The following is a 24,549-nucleotide window of genomic DNA, read 5'->3' as shown; positions in this document are numbered from 1 at the left end:
AAATACCTTAAAAATTAACATTTAAACCGCCAGTGAAGGTCTTGGAATTTGGATACTGGAAACGTCCATATACTTGATTGTTTTCTGGATCTAACCCTCGCCATTTCGTCCAGGTAAATAAGTTTTGCCCCTGCACAAATAAGGATATCCCTTTAATCACTTTCAGGCTTTTGAGTGCATCTGCGTCAAATGTGTAACCTACTCTTACATTTCTTAGGCGCAAGAATGAGGCATCTTGTATATCTTTTGAAGTGAATACGCGAGGGATGTCAAGTCGTTGTAAAATAGCTTTGTCTCCAGAGTCGCCCGGATTTTGCCAACGATTGTATAACATTCTCTTTGACTGATTACTGGTTGCGTAACGTTGGTTTTCGTTGTAAAAGTCTTCATTGTTCCAACGCATGACATCAGCAACGAATGAAAGTAATGCGGATGCGGTAAAGCCTTTATAAGATATTTGGGTATGTAAGCCGCCAGTCCATTTAGGATAAAGGCTAGCATCAAGAGGTACACTTTGCTCTGTTGCGTTGTAGGTCTTGGTGATGTTTCCTTCTTTATCGTAGTATTGTGGTTCTCCGGTTTCTGTGTCTACTCCTGCCCATTTTGGTGCAAAGTAGGTGCCGTAAGAATATCCAACTTTGATAATTCGGCTATCGCCATCAGCAAACTCATCTGTGTAATCGGTTACCTCAAGAATTGTATTCTTGTTGTAAGCAGCATTCATCCCTAAGCTCCATTTGAAATTACCAGAACGTAGTATATCTGCATTAATATCCCACTCAATTCCCTTGTTTTGCATCTTTCCGGTGCTCAGGTTTAACGAGCTGAACCCCGAAGTTGCCGGTGGCGGTTGCAGGATATACATGTTGTTGGTGATTTTATTATAATAGTCTACGGATAGCCTTAACCATCGTTCTTGGAATAGAGCGATGTCCATTCCGGCATTAAATTCGTTTATGTATTCCCAATCGAAGTCAACATTTCCGGCTCTACTGGCTTGTATCCCCATAACACCGCCATAAGATGCGCCTACAGCATAGGTCGCCAGGTAGTCAAAATCGCCGCCGTATGGGCTTGCCGTTGACCCGTAGCTCAGCCGGAAGTTTAACTCTTTGATTTGGTCTACTGTTTCTAAGAAAGCTTCACGTTTTGCATTCCAATTAGCGCCGACGGAGTAAAATCCCTGCCATTTGTTTGCTGGTGCAACTTTCGTGGATCCGTCGTAGCGGTAACTCCCTGTAAGAGTATACTTCTTGTCGAAAGAGTAACGTGCAATTCCCATAAAGGACGTTAATGCGCTTTTGGTTTTACCGCCAGTAACGTTTGGCATAAAATCGACATTACCATTGGTTACACCTGCGGGAGTTCCAGGAAGTCGACCATCAATACCAAAGGCATTGAATCCAAAAGAACGATAGTCATTATATAAGTATTCATAATAAACCGAAGCTTCCAAGTCATGTACATCGTTGAACAGTTCGTTGTAAGTTAGCCCGGTGGTTGATACGAAGTTGAAGTTTCGTTGATTTCCTTGTGTCAAGCGCCCTTTGCCACCCAAAGTATTCGCATTTTTTCTAGACCCATAATAAGAGTCGGGATTAATGAAAATCTCGCTATTAGACGCCCTATAATCTGCGCCAGCACGTGTTGAGGCTTTCAAAGTAGGTGTTATCTGATAGTTCAAAGATCCACCGAGGATAGTCTTAAATTGATTCATTTTGTCCCACGAGTTAAACAAGCGTTCCAATCCTGCGGAGCCCTCACGTTGATCTAGAATAAAGTAATCGTCTTCATTTCCGAAATGTATCAGTGTTCCGTCTGGAGCGTATGGTTGCTCATAGGGCAGGGCGTAGTAAACGGAGGCCATGGAAGATCCAACGCCAGTGGCGCCTTCACCTTCAGTGAATTGCGATTTTGAATAGCCTAATCCTACATTCAAGTTTCCGGTAAGTTTATCATCGCCGAAGTCCAAATTGCTTTTTAAATTAAAGCGTTTCAGACCTGTACGTATCGCCACACCATCTTGATTGTAATAATTTAATGAATTGTAGTATCTGACTTTATCTGTCCCTCCTTGAAAAGAAACCTGTTGCTCCATGAAACTTCCGTTTTTGAAAAACTGGTCTCTCCAATCCACATTGATGTTGCGTATGCTGTCTAGGATATGATCAGCCTGATCTCTGAAAGCCTGCGTGCCGTTGATGTATTTTGGGTTCTTTGGCGAATAAGTCCAGCCTGGTCCGTAATTTTTTCCGTATTTCTCGCCGGCCTCTTCTTCAAACAACATTCGCTCTGCCGTGGTCATCATTTCGAAATTTGGTCGGCTCAAGGTGGTCACGCCATATTGCGAGTTATAATTTACGATCATCTTACCTGCTGTACCTTTTTTTGAGGTCAATAAGATCACACCATTGGCGCCGCGGGAGCCATAAAGGGCGGTTGCCGATGCATCTTTGAGTACTGTTACATTTTCAAAGTCGTTCGGGTTGATGGTTTGCATGTAGGAAGATTCGATAGGGATACCGTCTAAAACGTATAAGGGCGAATTTGACCCGTTGATACTACCAACTCCACGAATGACAACTGCTGAGCTTTGTCCGGGTTGTCCGGAGCTTGATATGACGCTCATCCCCGGTACACGACCTTGCAGAATTTGGTCGATAGTAAGCCCAGGCACCTGATTGATATCTTTAGCTTGTACGGTACTAGAGACACTACTCGATAATTTCTTGTCATAAGCCGTATAGCCCGTTACCACAATGTCTTCCAGCGTTTCTACGCGTTCAGAAAGTCGAACGTTAATCGTCTGCTGATTGGTTATACGTACTTCTTTCAGGACATATCCTACTGCGGTAATCGTCAGCGTCTGATTGACTGTTGCAGAGATTTGAAAACGACCTTGCTCATTGGTGCTAGTCGTTGCTCCTGTGTTTTTGTTTTTAACGCTTGCGTAGGGAATAGGGTTACCAGCTTCGGTCGTTACTTGTCCCGTAATTTCGCTTTGCGCAAAGCTAACGTTTGCTCCCTCCAAAAGGGCAGTGCGTACGATCGCAATATCGCGATTGACAACGGTATAGGTAATGCCGGTATTGTTGAAAATGGCGTCCAATGCCTGATTGATTGTGACATTCTTGAGGTTGATTTGCTTAATGCGGAGATGTTCTACAAGCGCGTCATCATAAAGAAAATTGAATCCAGATTGTCGTTGGATTTCCTTAATCAGTTTTTCGGCCGTTGCTCCTTTCGCATTTAATGTAATCGTTTGTGCAGAGCCGCTAAACGCAAGCAATGCGTAGCTTAGTAAGAATAGGGTGAGCGTAATTTTGTGGCTACCTCTCAAATTCCAAACTAGCTTTTTCCATATTTTGGTATGCTCGATACTTTTCATAATGTAATTTATTGGGTTGATTATTATTGGTTTTTTTGTTCCTATTGGAGTCTATATTGCTCAAATAGTTTTTACTGGCTGCGGGTAAATTTCTTCACATAGACGGTTCTCCCTTCGATTTTATAGTTAATGGCATTTGTTAAAGTGAATATTTTGAGTACTTCGGATAAATTGCTTGTTCGTGCGATATTTCCTGAGAATGTTTTATTCTCGACATCATTGAGGTTAGCGTCGAATACGAATTTGACGTCGTACCAACGTTCTATCTGCATCGCAATCTGTTTAATGGTTTTCTTCGAGAAGGCGATTCTAGCTTGCGTCCATGCGATTTCATCGTTCACATCGATGTTATGTTTTGTTAGCTTGTTGCCAATACTGAGTGCTTGTTGTCCTGGCTCTAAGAGAAGTTCTGCATTAGGCGTGTTTATCTTTACTCTTCCTGTAATAAGGGTTGTTTTGATGCTGTTTTTTTCATAACTATTGATGTTAAATGAAGTGCCTAGCACCTCAATTCTTTGATTTTCAATAATGACGTGGAAAGGTTTCTTCGCATCGTGAGCGACTTCAAAAAAAGCTTCTCCCTCTAGTCGAACCTCTCGTGAATTTGTGCTGAACTCGGCGGGGAAATAAAGTTTAGACCCGGCATTCAAAAAGACGCGCGTACCGTCTGATAGAATCATCCTGTATTCCGATGCTCTTGGCGTCTCTAGGGTATGCCAAACTTCTTTTTGAACTTTTCTTATCGTTTTATTTTCTACCAGAATTTCGCCATCCGTAAATCTGAGGTCGCTATGTTCGCCTAAGCGCAGGACTTCTCCCTTGTTACTTCTTAGAATTGCCTGTGTTGATCCAGCTTGAATGTCAGCACTTTTGGTTTCTGTAAGCAAGGGGATAGTTTCATTTTTTGAAGTAGTCATGCGTTTTACGGTGATCGCGAACCCAAGCAGCACGGTTATTATTGCGGCATATTTCAGCCAGTTCATTTGAAATGTTCGATTAATCGTTTTTGTATTCTGTTTGCTTTCAGGAAGCAGCACCTCTCTACGAAAGCGTTCAAAGGCAAGATCGGATTCAGCGTGATGGTCCTTGGAAGGAATTTGTTCTTGAAAATGCCTATCCATTATTTCTTGGATCAGTTTTTCATTCCGAGGATCCTCGACGATCGCTTGCCATTCGCGCAATTCGTCAGGTCGGAGTATTCCTTGGCAAAATTTATTATATAGGTTCTCAATATATTCTTGATTCATCATTAGAAAGGCATTAAATGTTATAAGGCTGAGGCTTTGGCAAACGGCCGTATAATTCTAATGACGCAGAATCATAAGGAAGGAATACAGAAAAAGCAAAATTTTATTGAAATCAGCGGTATTGAGACCAAAGAAGAGACATTAAGATCAATGTTCTTAATGCTTCATGCTGTTGTAAGGATTTTCTAATCCGTTGTAGGGCTCGGACGATATAGGTTTTTGATGAAAATACAGAAATACCAACTTGTTTAGCAATCTCTTCGTGGCTCAATCCTTCTATTCGGCTTTTAATAAATACTTCTTTCAATTGCTGCGGCAACTCGTTAATTGCCATTTGCATCGTAGAATCCAATTGTTTGTATTCTAATATTTTATCTGGTTGTGGCTGCGAGTCCTGAAAGAAATCGTTTAAGGATTCCACATGTTCTGCCTTGGGGCTCTTTTTGCGCAAGAAATCGATACTGCAGTTTCTGGCGATGATAAAAATATAATTTTGGAGATCTCGAACCTCGGATAGTTGCTTTCGACGGTGATATACTTTAGTAAATACTTCTTGGCATAAGTCTTCGGCTTGTTCTTTTGATTTGACGTGCTGAAAGATCGTTTTGTAGATGGGGTTCCAAAAAAGACGAAACAATTCCCTGTACGCATTTTCATCAGCGTTGGATAATGCGAGTAGGAATAATTGATCTATTTCTTGCTTTGTCATTGATCGGCTTGTAAAGACGGTTAATATGTTGCTTTCGCTGACGAAAGCCCATGCTAGGTGATATTCGAAGATAATAAAAAATTAATTACACGGCTTTTTAATTTACCAAATGCAGAATAATAATTGACTGTGCTTTTATTGTAATGAAAACCGAATTTTCATATGAATTGCTTAACAAAAGGTTGTTTATATTATTAATATTTCAACAAAAATTAAAAAACATTATGATATTAATTATTTAATCGTTTACTTTGTATCAATAATTAAACAAAAACAAGAATTAGGTATTAAAATTGAAATTTTATGTGTGGAATCGTAGGTGCATTTGATTTGAAGCAGTCCGCTGAGGGATTAAGACCTCAGGTATTAGAGATGTCGAAAAGAATTCGTCATAGAGGACCAGACTGGTCAGGAATCTTTAGTTCGGATCGCGCTATTTTAGCGCATGAGCGATTAGCGATTGTTGACCCTAAATCGGGCAGTCAGCCCTTATTCAGTCCAGATGGACAAGTTGTTTTAGCTGTAAATGGAGAGATCTATAACCACCAAGACCTACGAAATTCTCTACCTAATTATCAGTTTTCAACGCAGTCTGATTCGGAAGTTGTATTGGCATTATACTTGGAAAAAGGTCCTTCCTTTGTGGAGGAGTTAAATGGAATCTTTGGATTCGCATTATATGATGGTCGTGATGATTCTTTTTTCATTGCGCGTGACCATATGGGGATTATCCCACTTTATTATGGCAAGGATGAGTTCGGGCAATTATTTGTTGCATCGGAGCTAAAATCCTTAGAAGGTTATTGTGTAGAAATAGACCAGTTTCCTCCGGGGCATTATCTGTACAGCAAGGTGGGCTTATCGCCACAGCGTTGGTACAGCCGTGATTGGGAAAACTACGAGGCCGTGAAAGATGCAGCAACAGACATCGATGTGTTGAGGAAAGGGTTGGAAGATGCGGTACATCGTCAGCTCATGTCGGATGTTCCTTATGGTGTACTACTGTCGGGAGGACTGGATTCCTCCGTAATCGCAGCAGTGACGAAGAAATTTGCATCGAAGCGTATTGAGAGCCAGGATCAGGAAGATGCCTGGTATCCGCAACTGCATTCATTTGCCGTGGGATTGGTAGGCTCACCCGATCTCATTGCAGCTCAGAAGGCCGCCGATCATATCGGGACTATACATCATGAGGTAAATTTCACTATACAAGAGGGATTGGACGCCATTCGAGACGTTATCTATCATTTGGAAACTTATGATGTGACCACCATCAGAGCTTCAACGCCGATGTATCTTTTGGCGCGCGTAATCAAATCCATGGGTATTAAAATGGTTTTGTCGGGGGAGGGCTCGGATGAGCTATTTGGGGGGTACTTATATTTCCATAAGGCTCCTAACGCACAAGAGTTTCACGAAGAAACCGTTCGCAAGCTGAAAAAGCTTTATCTATACGATTGCCTTCGCGCAAACAAGTCGTTAGCGGCCTGGGGCGTAGAAGGAAGAGTTCCATTTTTGGATAAAGAGTTTATGGATATTGCTATGCGCATTAACCCGGCGGATAAGATGATTAAGGATGGGCGTATGGAGAAATGGGTAGTGCGTAAGGCATTTGAAGACTACCTGCCCGAAAGCATTGCTTGGCGCCAGAAGGAGCAGTTCTCTGATGGGGTTGGCTATTCATGGATCGATACGCTGAAGGAACAAGCCGAACGCTTGGTGACTGATACAGAGTTTGAAATAGCCGCAAGCCGTTTCCCAATCAATACACCGAAAAACAAAGAGGAATATCTATACCGCAGTATCTTTGAATCGCATTTCCCTTCGGACGCCGCAGCGAAGACCGTGCCTTCGGTGAAATCAGTAGCATGCAGTACGCCGGAAGCTTTATTGTGGGACGCTTCATTCCAGAACTTAAACGACCCGTCGGGTAGAGCAGTAGCTTCTGTGCATAAGGAGAGTTATGAGAAAAGTTTTGTTAGTAGTTAGTATTTAGTAGTTAGTAATTAGACCTAGGGTTGAATATTGGAGTGCTGTCTTGAGTACCAGGAAAGGAAGGATTTAAGGATTGACAGGATAGTTACGCCATCGGTCTAACTACTAAGTACTAACTACTAAATACTATTTCTGAACCAGGAAAGGAAGGATGCAAGGATGGGCAGGATCTTACGCCATAGGTATGATTACTAAGTAGAATTTCCAAAAAGAATGGCGCCTCAGCGGCGCCATCCAAAAGTCTATTGTCTAAAATCTAATGTCTAAAATCTAAACCCCGAACGTTTTCTCTAAAATATCGAAGGCTATTTCTGCCATCTTGTTTCCTTGCTTATCCAAGAGTGGATTAACCTCGACGATTTCAAAACATTTTACGCGTTCATCTTTCATCAGGTCAATAATAATTTCTTGGACCTCGCTGGGAAGAAACCCTTTTGGAACGGGTGTTCCGGTTCCTTCGGATACCAGGTCGCTGTCCATGCTGTCGACGTCGAAGGAAAGGTAAAGAATGTCGCAGTCTGCAAGTCTGTCCTGACATTCTTGGATGCATGCAGGAATTCCTTTTCTCCTGACTTCCTCCACTTTGTAGTTTCTGATCCCTAGTTTTTCGATGAGTTGATCTTCCTCAACCTCTGTATCGCGAACGCCAAAATAAACAATATGTTCTTTCGCTACGCGCGTACCATGTTCGCTCATCGCCTTCAGTTTATTCCAGTAAGCTTGTGTTTCCGGATTGATATCGTTCTTTTGAGCGGAGGTATTATCAATTCCCAAGATTGCAGCGATAGGCATGCCGTGCATATTTCCGGATGGAGTGGTGTAGGGTGAATGTATATCCGCATGTGCGTCGATCCATATAATCCCTAATTTCTTGTCGGGGAATTTTGCACGAATACCGGCCACTGTTCCAATCGCTGAGGAGTGATCTCCCGAGAAAACCAAGGGGAAGTTCGCCTTCATCAAACTGTTCTCGACAATGGAACAAAGATCTTTACACTGTTGATAGATCTGCTTGATGTGCTTAGCACAGGTATTCCCTTCGATTTCGTAAACCGACTCGTTTCGCGTCGGCACGTCGATAAATGGGTGTTTTTTGAAAAAGAAGCTCCCCTTATTGATTGCTGCAATTTCCATTGCATCAATCCCCAAGTCGGCACCGCGTGTGCCAGCACCGATATCCGACCTGTTCTTGATCAGTTCAATTGGTCTTTCCATGTTACGATGCAAAGTTAACTAAAGACTTTTCGATAATGTGAAGACATTCCTCGATTTCCTCTTTGCTAATGACCAATGGGGGAGCTAAGCGTATTTTATTTCCGTGTGTAGGTTTGGCTAGAAGGCCGTTTTCTTTAAACGCCAAGCAAATGTTCCAAGCAGTGTCATCGTCTTCAGTTGCGTCGATTACAATGGCGGTCAGCAATCCCTTTCCACGTACGGTAGTGATGAGTTTGCAACGGGTCGCGATATCCGTTAATCCCGCTCTAAACAATTCGCCCATTTCTTCGGCACGTTTGGCAAGGTCTTCATCGATTACTGTTTTAACAGCTTCTAAGGCGACTGCACAGGCAAGCGGGTTGCCGCCATAAGTCGAACCATGTTCTCCGGGCTTAATCGTCAGCATCACCTCATCATTTGCTAACACGGCAGACACAGGCAATACACCTCCAGATAAGGCCTTGCCCAGAATGATGACATCCGGTTTGCTCTTTGAATTCGCATCGCTTATATCGTAAGAGGCGAGCATGCTTCCTGTACGGGCAATTCCGGTTTGGATTTCATCTGCGATGAAAAGAACATTATACTGGGTACATAAAGCTCTAACTTGCGCTAAGTAGTCCGCACGAGGTACAATGATTCCGGCTTCGCCCTGAATAGGTTCCACAATAAAACCTGCAATATGTGGGTCCGATTTCAACAAGCTTTCGAAGGCTTCGATATCGTCGTATGGAACCTGAACGATTCCCTCTAGGAAGGGACCAAAGTTGGTTGTGGCGGTCGTATCATTCGAAGCGGAAATTACCGATAGCGTTCTACCATGGAAATTATCTTTGGCGAATACAATCTTCGCGCTGTTCTCTGAAAGACCCTTTACTTGGTATGCCCATTTTCTACATAATTTCATCGCCGTCTCGACTGCTTCCACGCCGGAATTCATCATCAATGCTTTGTCAAAACCGAATAATGTGCAAAGGAACTCTTCCAGTTCGCCGAGCTTGTTGTTGTAAAACGCGCGAGAGGTAAGCGTTAGTTTTTCTGCTTGTGTTTTTAGCGCGTTAATAATACGGGGATGACAATGTCCTTGATTGACGGCAGAATATGCAGAAAGAAAGTCATAATATCTTTTGCCTTCAACGTCCCATACAAATACCCCTTCACCTTTTTCTAGTACGACAGGCAGTGGATGGTAGTTATGTGCACCGTACTTATCTTCTAAGTCAATAAAGTGCTGAGCGTTGAGATTTTTACTTGAGATATTCATAATTGTTATTTTTTACGTAGGTTCGAAAATCAAAATTAAGTTATTTTTATTCAAAAACAATATTTTTGTATGTAATTTGACTTTATTGTTTGTATTTTTGAGTTAAATTAACATCAACATAGACCATGAACAACATAAATAAACCAGATGATTTCGATGTAAATATCTTGAAGGTTTTGGAGCGTGATGGTCGCATTGCGTACTCCGCTATTGCGACAGAATTAGGCGTTTCGAATACGATGATTCATCAAAGAATCAATAGATTGACCGAACAAGGAATTTTGGAAGGTGTAAGACCGGTGCTGAATGAAAAGGCTTTAGGCTATGATTGGGGCGCCTTTACGGGAATAAGCCTGGAAAAAGATGGTGACTCGAAGCGGGTTATTGAAGAACTTCAGAAAATTCCCGAGGTCACAGAATGCTACTATATCACCGGGAATTATACCCTATATATTAAGCTCATCGCTAAAAATCACGAGCATATGCGCCAGTTGCTATATGAAAAAATCGATAATATACCTGGCATTGCGAAGACAGATTCTATTATCGAATTGGGCTGTGCATTTAAGCGTAATGTTATTCTTTAAGCTTTTACTATCCTAATATTTGCTTAACATTAGTCGTTTTATTGCGTGGGCTGATAACCTTTGTCTAAGATTTGTCCGAATCCGCTAAACACGGCATTGCTGAAATTGACAAGATGCTGGTAGTCTGCAGTATCCGGAACATCATTGAGTAAATTTTTAAATTGCTGCCAATGATTCATAAAGTCAGCCTGATCGCCTTTGAAAAAGTTAAGGCCGCGTTGTATGCCTTTTTTCTCAAGCATTTTAGCAATGTAAGGACCGCCCAGCGACGAGCCTTCTAATACATACAGTGCTACCAGCGCTTCTGCATAGTTGCGGGGAACTGGCATGTTGTTGTCGCTCGCTTTGCTAAAGGCTTGTTCTATCTGTAATTCCTTAAAGTCTTGCAGGATCGTCGGGGATCTTTTGTTGCAAAGCTTCTGGGCAGTTTCGTTCGCTTCAAGAAACGGAAAGCTTAATTCCTCTACTCCTTGATAAAACGTATAGAATTTTTCTAATAATACAGCGTAATCTTCCTCGCTGTTGATATTTTTTATTTGATCGATAACAAGCTTTTCTACTTGTTTATGGGAATTTAAAGTCTCCGCTTTGAGTTGTTCAGAAAGGCTCATTATGTTTTGTTTTCGATATGTAATGTCTAGTGATTTGGGAAATAGAGATACACTTCAGTACCGACGCCTACGTTACTTTGAATGGAAATCTTGATGCCTAATTTATCGACGATTCGCTTCACGATCGCCATACCTACTCCAGAACCGTCAAATCCTGCTGAATTTGACATGCGCTTAAAGATTTCGTAGATCGAGTCCAGTTCTTCTTTTTCCATTCCGATACCGTTGTCTGTAATGATATACATTACGCCGTTATTTTCTACGTAGGATTGGATTTCTACGTGCGGCTGCTCCGATTTTGCAGAATACTTGATCGCATTGCCGATAATATTGAGAAAGAGCTGATAGATCAAGGTCTTTTCACCATAAACAGGTAACAAGTTTTTACAGAAAACGGTCGTTCTTTCGGTTGAGAAACGGTCTTTGCTATGCGTGACGATCTCATCAATAAACTTATCTGTGTTGATGAGTTCCGGTTCATAATTAAAGACATTTGCTTTCGTGAATTCATGAATCTTATCCAACATGTTGACAATAGTTTCCACACCTTCAAGAATGTTGGTTGTCATGCGTTTTCTCATTTGATCAGGCACATTATCCTTACTGCGTAGGAACTCGCCGGAGAGTTTTATTGCCGATAGCGGATTTTTTAAGTCATGACTAATCGTGTAGGAATAAGTGTCTAAAGCATTATTCATCTCGATCAGTTGCTCATTCAGGTTTGATATTTCCGATGCTTTTTTAAGTAGCGTTTCTTGTAACAGATCTCGCAAACGTTGGATAAAATAGGACTCGCGAAAGGTCCATTTTGCAGAGGTACCTTTTACTTGTTCCATCCAAACATCGAATGAGGTTCGAGGTGAAGGGACAGTACTGTTTGATTTTTCGTCAAAGCTATAATTCTTTTCTGGCTTTCCTGCCCATTTCTTTATGGTTTCAATTTCCTGCCTAAACCAGATAAGTTGAAACCCGGCCGGCCCTATGATAGGTAGGTAGGCAATCCCCGGAAAATCTTTAAAGCTAATATCTACACCGGCTAGTGAATCAGCATGATGATGATTGGATAGATATAGACTCGGTCGATGCTTCCTGAGTGCTTCAACAAATTTAGCGATTTGCAAGCGTGGCGGGGTCAGACCGTAGGTATATATATCGTTATCCTGGAGCAAAGCAAAGCCTTCGCTCTTCATAAATTCGTTCAGATCGGAGCTGTACACTTTCAATTGTTGATAAACATTGTTCTTCAACAAAATCGTCTCCTTAATCTTGATTTCCAGGTTGAGGGCATCTTCTATATATTCCAGCCGCTCTTCATTTTTTAAGTGCTGAAAGCGCGCTGCTGCGTAATGTGTTGCTGTTAAGGCCAGATTTCGCTGCTGCAGATCAACATGTAGCGCTTCGGGATGTTGACAGCAAACTAATCCCCATAGTTTTCCCATCACCATAATGGAGATACTTAAGCTGGATTTGAAGCCTGCATTTTGCAAGTATTGTAGGTGGATAGGGGAGAGCGAACGAATAGCAACTTGCTGTAGGTCAAACTCTCTGTTTTCTGCTGTTTTCAATGTGGTAGGATCCGCTGTCGCATCGACGATAAATCGAAGATGGTTTTTACTGTATAGCTCGCGAGCCTGTTTAGGGATGTCGAATTCGGGATAGTTAAACCCCAAGTATCGCTCTAGTTTTTCATCAGCCACGGTTTCTGCTACAACAATCCCGCTGCTGTCTTCATTAAATTTATAGACCATAATCCGGTCGTAGGGCAGAAGCTCGCTGACAATTCTTGAAAGTTCTTGCCACAAGGTTTCCGTGGAACGCGATAGCGTATTCAGATGACTATTAAAGGATAGGTTTTGAGCGGATTTATAGTTGGGCTTGAGCTCGAATTCCAAATGGAAAAGATTATTCACGCCATATAGAGAGATATAAAATGCGGTCTCGCCTAATACTATTTCTTCTGAGAATCGAAGGGTGTTCTGTTTCTCAATAAGCTTTAGTGCACTATCCAACTGTAGATTTAACTCCTGCCATTCATCAGCAATGACGTCGGGTACTCTTTTGCCGACGATTTCAGTGGTCTTATAAACGCATAGGGCGGTCGCCGGGATGTCGCTATGAGCCAAGATACGCTGTTCTCGATCAATAATGACTAAAAAACCGATAGGCTGAATAAGTCCAAGAAGATGAATTTTCTCATCCTCGCATTTTTTGGCATCAATAATCATGTCGTACGAACGTTAGAAGAAATAGTTAATAGATTTAAATTCCTAAATAAATGGTGTGTAAGCATTAATTAGAAATTATCCGACAAGATAGGCAAAAATTTCAGATTATACGTATTTTATATATTGTCGCGAAAACGTTGCAGAAGTTTTGGAAATTTCAGTTTAGGTGAGCATATAATTTGGCATAAGGTTTTTATTTTGACTTGATATAAATTGTTTTCTGTTTTAAACAATGTGTTTTATAATTCTTAAATTTGAGTTAATGAGAAAAATGCTTTCCATATTTTTTTTATCACTATACGTGTTTTCAACGACGGAATTGTTTCAGTTGTTGAAACTACCTGTACTGATCGAACATTATTTGGAACATAAAGCTCTTGACGGTACGCTTAGTATTTCAGAATTTATGACTATTCATTATGCGGAGGATCACTTAGCCAACCATCCCCATGATGATGATTATGATCAGGACAAGAGATTGCCATTCATGGCCACTTCTTTAACATTAAACTTTGTTTTTGTTTCACCTACCATATACTTCCTCGAGTCAATAAAAGTCGATCAGGAGATTCCTGATATCAAAATACCTTATCAAAACGATCGATTAGCCGTTTCAACTTTCCTATCTACCATTTGGCAGCCGCCAAGAATTAGTTAAACTTTTTATAGCCCAGTACATGCTTTTGGAGTAGCGACCGTTGTGGTTAGGGCATTGCTGTGGATTTATTTTACTGAACAGTCTGTTTTTTACGGGCTTTCAAAAACTTTCTTGCTATCGCAGTCTCCATGCTTACCTGAAAGTTGCTTCTAATAAAAGGGTTAATTAAATAATCAGTTATGCTTACAAAGATTATTGAGTTCTCCATACGGAATAAACTCATCATAGCATTATTGGTTTTTGGGCTCATTGGAGTCGGTGCTTATCAGGTAACCAAGTTGCCTATAGACGCCGTTCCTGATATTACCAATAACCAAGTGCAAGTTATTACAGTTGCGCCGTCTTTCGGTGCATCTGATATTGAACGTCTCATCACATTTCCTATTGAGCAGGCGAACAGCAATATTGCGGGCCGAAAAGAGATTCGCAGTTTTTCCAGGTTCGGTCTATCCTTGGTTACTATTGTATTTGAAGATGATGTGGATATCTACTGGGCGCGACAGCAAGTTGCTGAGCGTTTGCAGAAGGTACAACAGGAAATACCGCAAGGAATAGGAACGCCGGAGTTGGGGCCTATCTCTACGGGATTAGGCGAGATTTTTCAGTATGTGGTTCGTCCGAAAGAGGGCTATGAACAGAAATATGATGTGACTGAGCTTCGAACCATCCAAGATTGGATTATCCGTCGGCAGCTGCTTTCAGTGAAGGGTGTTGCTGAGGTGAGCAGTTTTGGCGGTAAGTTGAAACAATACGAGATTGCGGTCAATACGGACAAATTAAATGCATTCGGTATTAGCATCAATGATGTCTTCAATGCGGTAAATGATAATAACCAGAATACTGGCGGTGCCTATATTGAAAAAGGACCTACCGTGCTCTATATCCGAAGTGAGGGCTTGGTGGCTTCAGTTTCGGATATCGAGCAGATTGCTATCCGTCGTTTGGGTCAAAATCCGCTTTTTCTTCGAGATGTAGCCGAGGTAAAAATCGGGCATGCCACGCGCTATGGAGCGATGACTTACAACGATATGGGCGAAGTGTCTGGTGCTGTGGTTATGATGCTGAAAGGGGCGAATAGCAGTGAGGTCATCGCTGCGGTAAAGGCAAAGGTTGCTGAGATTCAAAAAACGCTACCCGAAGGGGTTGTTCTTGAGCCTTTTCTTGATCGCACCAAGATGGTAGACAATGCGATCAGCACTGTAGAGACGAACCTTTTAGAAGGAGCGTTAATTGTTGTTTTCGTGCTGGTAATCTTCCTTGGCAACTTGCGAGCCGGCCTATTGGTTGCTTCCGTCATTCCGCTGGCGATGCTCTTCGCCGTTTGTATGATGAATCTTTTTGGGGTGAGTGGAAATTTGATGAGTTTGGGGGCATTAGACTTTGGGTTGATCATAGACGGAGCCGTTATTATTGTCGAGGCAGTTATGCATCAACTAACGCTGCATCCGAAGTATCGTAATATGCTTAAGATTCCTGGAAAGGAAATGGATGCTGTCGTAAGTGAATCGGCAGGAAGAATGATGAATAGTGCGGTTTTTGGGCAATTAATCATTCTAATTGTTTATCTCCCTATTTTAACGCTTCAGGGTATTGAGGGTAAGATGTTCAAGCCAATGGCCGAGACCGTGGCATTTGCATTATTTGGCGCCTTCCTACTTTCGCTTACCTACATACCGATGATGAGTGCTATTCTTCTGCGCAAGCGCAGTCTGAAGCCTTCCTTTTCGGATCGGATGATGAAGAAACTCGAAGGCATTTACTTAAAGAGCTTGTTGAAAGTGTTGAGATTTCCTAAGACAGTTTTCACAATCGTTACGGTGTTATTTATCGCTGCCTTGTTCATACTTAGTCGGATGGGAGGGGAGTTTATTCCTTCGCTAGAAGAAGGAGACTTTGCTGTCGATACGCGTGTGCTACCTGGCAGTAATCTGCAGACTACGGTTGAAAGCACGCAGAAGGCCTCGCATATTCTACTGACTCGATTTCCTGAAGTTGAAAAAGTCGTTACCAAAATTGGTAGTGGAGAGGTTCCTACAGACCCTATGCCCATGGAAGCATCGGACATGATGGTTATTTTGAAGGACAAAAAGGATTGGGTTTCAGCAAAGACTTTTCCAGCCCTTGCCGAGAAGATGTCTACCGCATTAGCCGATGTGCCCGGTATTACCGTTGGTTTTCAATATCCCGTACAGATGCGTTTCAACGAGTTGATGACAGGGGCGCGTCAGGATGTAGTACTCAAGATTTTTGGTGAAGACTTTGAAATATTAACGGAGCAGGCGATGCAGGTTGGTAAGTTGGTGGAGAGCGTAGCGGGGACACAGAATTTATATATCGAGCCGATTGCAGGTTTATCGCAGGTGGTGGTAAAATATAACCGTCCTCTCATTGCGCAGTATGGTTTATCAATTTCAGAGGTGAATAGAGTGGTCAACGCGGCATTTGCCGGGCAACAAGCCGGGATGCTGTTCGAAGGGGAGAAGCGCTTTGATATGGTGGTTCGTCTGGATGCAGCGCATCGTATGAATTTGAATCAGATCCGGCAGCTGTTGATTCCTACGGCTGCAGGAGTCCAAATTCCATTGTCCCAATTGGCAAACGTCGATATCGTGGAAGGTCCGAATCAGATTCAACGGGAGAATGCCCAGCGTCGTATCGTCATCGGCTTTAACATTAGTGGTCGAGATGTGCAAAGTATTGTGGAAGAGTTGAAAACAAAAGTAGAACAGCATATCAAACTTCCCCCGGGTTATACCATAACCTATGGAGGGTCATTCGAGAATTTAAACCATGCGAAGCAACGCTTGATGATCGCGGTTCCTGTAGCCTTAGCCTTGATCTTTATCCTGTTATTCCTGGCATTTAAATCGATTAGAGAAAGTATACTCATCTATACGGCTATCCCTTTATCGATTATTGGAGGTGTCTTTCTATTGGCCCTTCGGGGGATGCCATTTAGTATTAGCGCAGGCATAGGTTTCATTGCGCTATTTGGTGTTGCAGTATTGAATGGAATTGTATTGATCTCAGAATTTAATCGACTTCGAAAACAGGGATTAAAGAATATCGTTCGCATTGTCATTGATGGCGGAGAAAGTCGTCTGCGACCTGTGTTGATGACCGCATTTGTAGCTTCCTTCGGCTTTATACCGATGGCATTGAGTAATGGTGCTGGTGCTGAAGTTCAACGTCCTTTAGCCACTGTAGTTATTGGAGGACTGTTAATTGCTACGCTATTGACTTTATTTGTTTTGCCTCTGCTCTTTGTGACACTGGGAAAGGGATTCAAATCGAGGAAGCTGAAGAGTCATCACAAAGCTATCGTCATGCTTTTGTTGGGGATATTATCTCTTACTAATGTGCAGGGACAGACGCCAATTAGTTTGGACCAAGCCTTAAAAATAGCATCCGAAAGCAATGGACAATTGCAGAATTCCAAATTAAGATCGGAGTATGCCAAAGCGTTGATTCGTAGTTCTTCGGCAGATATCCCGCAATTATCAATCAGTTCGGAATTCGGGCAAATCAATTCTTCGAACAAGGACCTGAAGTTCTCTGCATCTCAAAGTTTTGCATTTCCGACGGTATATAAGCAGTTAAAAGATCTTTATCGTGAAAATTGGAGGGAGTCTGCGCTGCAAGTAGAGTTAACCGCATTTGGATTGCAACGGGAAGTCAGCTTAACCTATTATGAATTGCAATATTGGACGGAGAAAGCACTGATTTTAGAAGAAATCAATAAGCTATATACGGATTTCTTGCAGAAATCCATATTGCGGGAGCAATCCGGAGAGTCGAATGTTTTGGAGCGTGCGACAGCGATTAATCAGCAATCGGCTATTCTTGTGCAACAGGAGCAGGTTAAGTTAGCGATTAAGACCTTGGAGTCGCGATTGCAGTGGCTGTTAAATTCTGATATCGTTTACATGCCGGACAACAAAGAGCGTAAGCTGCAGCTTTCCAGCATTGATTCTTTGCACCCAGTACTACAGGTTTTAGCTCAAAAGCAGATTGTGAGTGCGAAACAGACAGATGCGGAACGGATGAAGTTACTTCCGGAACTGCAGTTAGGCTATAATCTGAACAGTTTTAAGGGGATTGGCGTCGATGGTAAATATTATGGTATGACGCCTCAGTTTCAATCCGTTCAAATCGGTTTCTCCCTGCCTGTCTTTTCCTCCGGGCAAAAAGCGCGCATTCAAGCAGCAAAAGTCGCCGAGCGAATTGCTACGAATGAGTACGAGCAGATGGACCGGGGCTTAAAAATCCAACGCGAGGGTCTGGTGCAATCTTATAATAATAACCTAGCTATCGTGACTCGTTTTGAGCAAATTGATTTAAGCAATGCCCAATTAATTTTAGAAACGGCGAATCGACAATTTTTATCCGGCGAAATCAATTATTTGGAATTTGTGCTGCTGCTGAATCAATATGTGGCGGTGAAAAGTGGATATGTGGATGCCTTATGGCGCTTAAATGAAAATACAATTCAAATATTATATCAACAACTAGAGCAATAATAATGAAATATATAGAATCAATTTATAAAGCCTTGCTGATGTTCTTTTTTACTATCATGGTTTCTTGTCAAACGAATGAACCAAAAGATCAGCAAACTATAACACAAGATGCTGTAGACGAAAGTTTAGTCAAATTGACTGACGCGCAGCTAAAGAATGCGGCGATAGAGACGATGAGCATATCGAATCAATCTATTTCGCAGATACTGCGCATCAACGGAAAAATTGATGTTCCGCCTCAGAATATGCAGTCTGTCAGCGCGGCATTGGGGGGCTACCTGAAAAATACAGACCTCATTGCGGGTAAACCTGTTTCGAAAGGACAAGTAATCGCAATTATCGAAAACCCGGAATTCATTAAGCTTCAACAGGATTATTTGACTGCCAAGTCCAAATATCAATTTGCCGAGCTCGACTTTAACAGACAAAAGACCCTAAATGAATCGAAGGCAAGCAGTGACAAGGTAATGCAATTGGCAAAGGCTGAGATGGATAATCAACAGATACAAATGAATGCAATTGCACAGTCTTTACGTTTGGTCAACATCAATCCTGCACAGGTTACTGCTGATCGAATCAGTAAGAGTGCGCCACTTTACAGCAGCATAAGCGGTTATGTGAGTAAGATCAATGTGAATATTGGCAAATACGTGGCAGCCTCCGACGTGCTATTTGAGTTGGTAAATCCGGATCGGGTTTACCTGAACTTATCTGTGTTCGAGAAGGACTTGCAGAAGCTCACGATTGGACAGCGTCTATCGGCTTACAGCAATAGCGAGCCGGATAAGCGCTATGACGGAACTATACAACTAGTCAGTAGAAGTATCGATGAACAGGGGATGGCCATGGTTCAATGCGCATTGAATGCTAGCGACAAGAGACTAGTTCCTGGTACTTATATGAATGCTGAAATTGCCGTTTCAACATCTTTTGAAGATGCGGTACCCGAGGAGAGCGTTGTAAATTTTGAGGGTAAGAACTATCTGTTTGTTCAGGAATCGAAACTAGCTTATCGTCTTGTTCCTGTTGAAATCGGTCTTGAAGAAAATGGGTATGTGCAAGTGAAGAATGCTGCTGAATTAATAGGGAAGAATATTGTGATTAAGAATGCATATACACTGTTGATGAAGCTAAAGAATACAGAGGGTGAAGAGTAGTTGAGTATTTGAAGCCTTTTGCTAGCGATGTGAGATGTTGCGACGAGCGTTTGTGTAAGATGTCTGTTTGTCCTTCTGATTATCCAAAACGCTGCCTAAAGTAATGGCATATTGGGCAAGCATATAGGTGCACATAATCATCAGACCAGAGTTGGCGATATAAGCGACAAATTTGTTGGCAGCAAGTATAGAATCGGAGATAATGAACAGTAATGCACCAAGGAATATCAACAAGAAGCTGCTTGTATTGGTTTGCTGCTTCCTCGTGTAGGAAAAGAACCCCATTAATGCAATAACGATAATGTAGGCAATTACGGGGTACTTTTCTACGCCAAGGCTAGGCGCTAGAATCGTATAGAAATAATAAGAGTAAACGGCTAAGAAACCGGCAACTAAGATGTATAGTTTATCACGGCTCAATGCAAACGCAGAGGTCTGCAAGATGAAAGCGATGACATACAAAATATGTCCGATCAGAAATGCTGCCAATCCGAATAAGAACTTATTGGGCAACATCAGGAAAATGTCGCCTAGCCAGCCGAAGAATAAACCAGCGGCAATGAGTTTTTGGAAAGTAGTTTTTAAACCTGTAGCAGACCAGACGTAGGCGATTAAGATGACACAAATCAATGGTTTAGTAAGCATTCTCAGCGTCGATAGATCTTCTGCTATGCTGTATAAATGTACAGCGAATAGCAGAAAATAGACGATATGAGGAATAGCTTTCTTCAAGTTTAAAGTTTGTTTTTACAGCCTAGCTTGCTTTGCTTTATTGCGTTCAACGAGTTTGTAGCTGATGAATAAGATGAGGATCCATAGCGGAATAAGCTCAACGGAGATTTTCAAACCGGTAAACCACATCATGACCAGGACGCCAACTAAAAAGATCAAGCTGAAGTAGTTGCTCAAGGGGTAAAATATCGTTGGGAATTTTGTCTTGATGCCCTGTTGATCCTTCTTGTTACGGAAGAACATATGCGTCAGGGTAATCATGATCCAGTTAATCACTAATGCAGATACTACCAATGACATCAGGATCCCTAATGCTTCTTTCGGAATTACCTTGTTGATAATGACAGTGACTGCGACGATTGCCGCCGATACGAGAATCGCATTGACAGGCGAGTGATTCTTATTCAGTTTTTTCAGAAACTTTGGTGCATTTCCTTGTTCTGCCAAGCCATATAACATGCGAGAATTACTATACACACAGCTATTGTAAACAGACAGGGCTGCCGTCAAAACGATAATATTTAAGGCATTCGCAATGATCGTAGTGAAATAGAAGGTCTGTCCGAAAAGTTGAAATTCAAAGCCCTTAAGGGTTGCAAATACCTCGACAAATGGACTGGTATCGGCAGTTATAGAGCGCCATGGCATCAACGAAAACAAGATGAAAAGTGCACCAACGTAGAATACTAGAATACGCCATAGCACTTGATTGGTTGCTTTTGGTATGTTCTTTTCCGGATGCTCGGCCTCTGCGGCTGTGATACCGACAAGCTCTAATCCACCAAAGGAGAACATAATGATGACCAGTGCGGCGAGTAAACCTTGATAGCCTCCCGCACCATCGAATTCCAACCAGCCTTTGGGGAGAAAACCACCATCGTTGTATAGGTTCGCGACGGTTGCTCGCTCACCACCATTTCCTGAAATAAGCAGGTAGCTACCGAAGATAATCATCGCAATAATAGCTAGTACTTTAACGATAGAAAACCAAAACTCGGTTTCTCCATAGACCTTCACCGAGGCTAGGTTGATTGCGTTGATAACGAAGAAAAAGAAAAGTGAGGATGCCCACAAAGGGATCTCGGGCCACCAGAACTGCACATACTTGCCGATAGCGGTCAGTTCTGCCATGCTCACCAAAATATAGAGAATCCAATAGTTCCAACCGGAAGCAAAGCCAGCGAAGGGACCCCAGTATTTGTTTGCAAATGAACTGAAGCTACCTGATATTGGTTCTTCAACCACCATTTCACCAAGCTGGCGCATAATGAAAAAGGCGACTAAGCCAGCTATTGCATAGCCCAAAATAACGGAGGGGCCAGCAAGAATTGCTGCCTGGCCAACGCCTAAGAATAAACCTGTACCAATAGCGCCGCCTAAGGCGATAAGCTGGATATGACGATTGCTTAAGCCTCTTTTAAGTTCTTTGTCCTGATTTTCTTGCACTTTTATAGATTAATTTTTCAGCAAATGAAAGGAACGGCATGAGTAAAATCCTGCTAAATGGCCGCTCTCTATTGCAAGATATATTTTTCAATTCGAATTTATGCAATTGCGAGGCTGAATAATTTCGAAGAGGGGAGGATTGCTTGTGGCGAATCCTATCGATTCGCTGTGCCTAAGGATTACATTGACGCATTAGGCACAGCGGTCTGGGAGGAGTTTTTATTCCGATATTCTTATTTCTGCGACATATCCACAGAGCAACCACAGCCTTTGCCGCAGCCTGCGCTGTTCTTCTTTTTCCCAGGGAAAAAAGAACGGAAGATCGCATATAACGCTCCTACAAAAAGTAGGAAGATAATAACGTATTGGATAAATAAACTGAGTTCCATTACTTTAAAGTTTGATACGCAATGAATGCGGCAAGATAGGCAAGACCAGTCATAAAGACTGTTTGGATCAGTGTCCAGCGCCAAGAGCCTGTTTCCTTACGAACAACAGCGATAGTTGCCATACATTGCATTGCAAAGGCGTAAAACAATAATAAAGAGATTCCCGAAGCCATATTATAGGCCGGTTGTCCTGTATTTGCGTTGATTTCAGAACGCATTTTAGATAATAACGTATTCTTCTGTTCGTCATCTTCAATATCCACATCATCGCCAAGGCTGTAAACCACTGCCATCGTACCGACGAAGACTTCTCTTGCAGCAAAGGATGAAATCAGACCAATACCCATCTTCCAATCATATCCCAATGGTCTCACTAAAGGCTCTATACCCATGCCGATATAACCTAAGAAAGAATGCTCTAATTGATAAGATGAAACGGCTTTTGCTAATTCATCCCCTTCCAGTTGCGGTGCAGATTGAACAACATAGTCTTCTGCTTTGTAAAACTTATCGTTCGGGCCGAAGTTGCCCAATACCCACAAAACAATAGAGATTAACAAGATGATTTTACCGGCATCAATTAAGAAGCCCGATGCTTTATCCCAAACATTCGTTGCCACATTTTTCCAATCAGGCATTTTATAAGTTGGGAGTTCGAAAATCAGGAAAGAAGAGCGAACGCTTTTGATAACCTTGTTGAGAATAAGCGCTGAAAATAACGCGCCGACAATACCCAGGATATACATGGCAAATAGAGCAATCCCTTGCATATTAAATCCTAAGAATTTATCGTCGGGGATCACCAAGCCGATAATAACGATATAGATGGGCAAACGTGCCGAACAGGTCATGAAAGGAGTGACCAACATCGTTAGCAATCGTTCTTTAGGGTTCTCGATGTTTCTTGCCGACATTACTGCTGGAATAGCACATGCCGCTCCCGACATCAAAGGAATAACCGATTTACCGTTTAATCCGAAAGGCTTTAACCAACGATCCATTAAAAATACGACGCGGCTCATATAACCCGACTCTTCCATAATGGAAAGAAACAGGAATAGGATGACAATCTGCGGCACGAAAATAACGATGCCGCCAATACCTGCTACAATACCATAGATGAAAAGCGAAGCTAATGGGCCGTCCGGTAATTTATCATCCAAGAATGCTGTCAGGTCGCCGAACGCGCCGTCGATCCAGTCCATCACAGGTCCGGACCATGCATAGATTGCTTGGAAAATAAGGAATAATAGCCCAAAGAAAATAACGTAGCCGAATACAGGGTGCATCAAAAACTTGTCGATATTATTCGTGTTTCCAAGTTTCTGGTTCTCGGTTTGGTTGATGATGGGATCAAGGTCTTTGCTTGTTTGATCATGACGCGCTAAGGATTCTTGCTTCTGCAAGTCATGCGGATTTAGCGCATAGCGCTGTCTGATCTCAGCAAGCTTAAGTTGGGTTTCTGCCGGCAAGATACTAACCTGCTCTTGGGCAAGGTATTGCCAGGTTAGATATTCAGTGGCTAAAGGAAAGAGCTTCTTTGCTTCTTCCATAGCGGGCTGATAGTCTGAAGAGATTCGGTAATTTCCGAAGTAATGACCTACTTTCTGGTCCAATCCTTTGATCAGTTCGTCGATACCTTTACCCGTACGAGCATTGGTCTTATATACTTTTGTCTGTAAATAAGCTTCTAGCTTGTCGAAATCAATCTGCATTCCCTTTTCTTCCAACTCGTCAATCATGTTCAAGACGAATACTGCAGGAACGCCCAGTTCGCGTGCTTGTTGATACAGGATGATCGAACGTTTAATGGTCGACGGTTCCGCTACGACAAGTGTGAGGTCTGGATATAATGGGTTTTGTTTATCGCTTAGAACGTTGAATACAATTTCCTCGTCTAACGAACTTGGAAATAAGGTATACGTTCCTGGTAAATCGACAACATGATACTTTTTGCCGTTCGCATTTAAAGTACCTTCGCGTTTTTCAACCGTGATACCTGGGTAATTACCTACTTTTTGATTAAGTTTTGTAAGCCGATTAAATAGGGAAGTTTTTCCAACATTAGGATTCCCTAGTAGAATGATTGTTGGGTTTGCCATTAGATTTTTTCTGCGACGATAAGTTTAGCTTCTGATTTACGGATCGCAATTAAAGCATTGTTTTCGAGGATGTTTAGACAGATAGGGCCGTTTAAAGGTGCTTTGTGTTTTACTTCTATTACTGATCCCGGGTAGAAACCAAGTTCATAAAATTTCGCGGGAATGTCTAGGGATTGTATTTCGTTGATTTTGACTCTATCACCAATTTTTAGCTTATCTAGGCTAATCACGTCTTGCATCTGTACTTATTTAGATTAAATTTTAATAAAAATATCTCAACGGAAGCAAATATAAAGAATTAAAA

At 42.0% G+C, this 24,549-nt stretch carries 17 protein-coding genes; 5 read left to right on the top strand and 12 right to left on the bottom strand.

Annotation, left to right across the window (positions count from 1 at the left end; translation table 11 throughout):
- Positions 1-7: 7 nt before the first annotated feature.
- The 3 genes from QYC40_RS11095 to QYC40_RS11085 form a co-directional block, all read right to left on the bottom strand.
- Positions 8-3,388, bottom strand: coding sequence for a SusC/RagA family TonB-linked outer membrane protein (locus QYC40_RS11095; RefSeq protein ID WP_301990312.1), 3,381 nt, complete (start codon positions 3,386-3,388; stop codon positions 8-10).
- Positions 3,389-3,459: 71 nt separating this feature from the next.
- Entirely contained in the window at positions 3,460-4,638 is a 1,179-nt protein-coding gene (locus tag QYC40_RS11090; RefSeq protein ID WP_301990311.1) for a FecR family protein, read from the bottom strand.
- A gap of 109 nt (positions 4,639-4,747) precedes the next feature.
- Positions 4,748-5,344 carry an RNA polymerase sigma factor gene (locus tag QYC40_RS11085; RefSeq protein WP_301990310.1) on the bottom strand — a complete coding sequence of 199 codons (597 nt, stop codon included), beginning with the start codon at positions 5,342-5,344 and terminating at the stop codon, positions 4,748-4,750.
- A gap of 303 nt (positions 5,345-5,647) precedes the next feature.
- On the opposite strand from QYC40_RS11085, the gene asnB reads away from it, so the two are divergent.
- Positions 5,648-7,333: an asparagine synthase B gene (gene asnB / locus QYC40_RS11080; RefSeq protein WP_301990309.1), complete on the top strand. Its 1,686-nt coding sequence runs from the start codon at positions 5,648-5,650 to the stop codon at positions 7,331-7,333.
- 276 nt (positions 7,334-7,609) lie between these two features.
- Here the strand turns inward: asnB and QYC40_RS11075 are convergent, their stop codons facing one another.
- Entirely contained in the window at positions 7,610-8,554 is a 945-nt protein-coding gene (locus QYC40_RS11075; protein WP_301990308.1) for an arginase, read from the bottom strand.
- Position 8,555: 1 nt separating this feature from the next.
- The gene (gene rocD / locus QYC40_RS11070; RefSeq protein ID WP_301990307.1) at positions 8,556-9,818 is read right to left on the bottom strand and encodes an ornithine--oxo-acid transaminase; all 1,263 of its coding nucleotides are present in this window, start codon (positions 9,816-9,818) and stop codon (positions 8,556-8,558) included.
- Positions 9,819-9,943: 125 nt separating this feature from the next.
- Between rocD and QYC40_RS11065 the strand changes: the two genes are divergently transcribed.
- Complete coding sequence (locus QYC40_RS11065) at positions 9,944-10,405, top strand: Lrp/AsnC family transcriptional regulator (RefSeq protein ID WP_301990306.1); 462 nt, start codon at positions 9,944-9,946, stop codon at positions 10,403-10,405.
- A gap of 38 nt (positions 10,406-10,443) precedes the next feature.
- On the opposite strand, the gene QYC40_RS11060 is transcribed toward QYC40_RS11065, so the two are convergent.
- Together QYC40_RS11060 and QYC40_RS11055 are read right to left on the bottom strand one after the other, a co-directional pair.
- The gene (locus tag QYC40_RS11060; RefSeq protein WP_301990305.1) at positions 10,444-11,016 is read right to left on the bottom strand and encodes a biliverdin-producing heme oxygenase; all 573 of its coding nucleotides are present in this window, start codon (positions 11,014-11,016) and stop codon (positions 10,444-10,446) included.
- 26 nt (positions 11,017-11,042) lie between these two features.
- Positions 11,043-13,241, bottom strand: coding sequence for an ATP-binding protein (locus QYC40_RS11055; RefSeq protein ID WP_301990304.1), 2,199 nt, complete (start codon positions 13,239-13,241; stop codon positions 11,043-11,045).
- 262 nt (positions 13,242-13,503) lie between these two features.
- On the opposite strand from QYC40_RS11055, the gene QYC40_RS11050 reads away from it, so the two are divergent.
- From QYC40_RS11050 to QYC40_RS11040, 3 genes are all read left to right on the top strand, one after another.
- Complete coding sequence (locus tag QYC40_RS11050; protein WP_301990303.1) at positions 13,504-13,899, top strand: hypothetical protein; 396 nt, start codon at positions 13,504-13,506, stop codon at positions 13,897-13,899.
- Positions 13,900-14,078: 179 nt separating this feature from the next.
- The gene (locus QYC40_RS11045) at positions 14,079-18,419 is read left to right on the top strand and encodes a CusA/CzcA family heavy metal efflux RND transporter (RefSeq protein ID WP_301990302.1); all 4,341 of its coding nucleotides are present in this window, start codon (positions 14,079-14,081) and stop codon (positions 18,417-18,419) included.
- A 2-nt stretch (positions 18,420-18,421) separates the two neighbouring features.
- Positions 18,422-19,576, top strand: coding sequence for an efflux RND transporter periplasmic adaptor subunit (locus QYC40_RS11040; protein WP_301990301.1), 1,155 nt, complete (start codon positions 18,422-18,424; stop codon positions 19,574-19,576).
- 21 nt (positions 19,577-19,597) lie between these two features.
- Here QYC40_RS11040 and QYC40_RS11035 read toward each other — a convergent pair whose 3' ends face one another.
- The 5 genes from QYC40_RS11035 to QYC40_RS11015 all read right to left on the bottom strand — a co-directional run bounded on the left by QYC40_RS11035 (position 19,598) and on the right by QYC40_RS11015 (position 24,484).
- A complete protein-coding gene (locus QYC40_RS11035; protein WP_301990300.1) occupies positions 19,598-20,308 on the bottom strand; it encodes a lysoplasmalogenase in 711 nt (236 codons plus the stop codon).
- A 15-nt stretch (positions 20,309-20,323) separates the two neighbouring features.
- A complete protein-coding gene (locus tag QYC40_RS11030) occupies positions 20,324-21,754 on the bottom strand; it encodes an amino acid permease (protein WP_301990299.1) in 1,431 nt (476 codons plus the stop codon).
- Between the two features lie 233 nt (positions 21,755-21,987).
- Positions 21,988-22,143, bottom strand: coding sequence for a FeoB-associated Cys-rich membrane protein (locus QYC40_RS11025; RefSeq protein ID WP_301990297.1), 156 nt, complete (start codon positions 22,141-22,143; stop codon positions 21,988-21,990).
- The gene (gene feoB, locus QYC40_RS11020) at positions 22,143-24,245 is read right to left on the bottom strand and encodes a ferrous iron transport protein B (protein WP_301990296.1); all 2,103 of its coding nucleotides are present in this window, start codon (positions 24,243-24,245) and stop codon (positions 22,143-22,145) included. Before feoB ends, QYC40_RS11025 begins: the two co-directional genes overlap by 1 nt.
- Positions 24,245-24,484 (bottom strand): FeoA family protein, encoded by a 240-nt coding sequence (locus QYC40_RS11015; RefSeq protein ID WP_301990295.1) that lies wholly within the window; start codon positions 24,482-24,484, stop codon positions 24,245-24,247. Before QYC40_RS11015 ends, feoB begins: the two co-directional genes overlap by 1 nt.
- Positions 24,485-24,549: the final 65 nt, after the last annotated feature.

Source organism: Sphingobacterium sp. BN32 (genome assembly GCF_030503615.1).
GTDB lineage: Bacteria > Bacteroidota > Bacteroidia > Sphingobacteriales > Sphingobacteriaceae > Sphingobacterium.
Note: the sequence above shows the minus strand (reverse complement) of the source record. Positions and strands in the feature narration are given on the sequence as shown.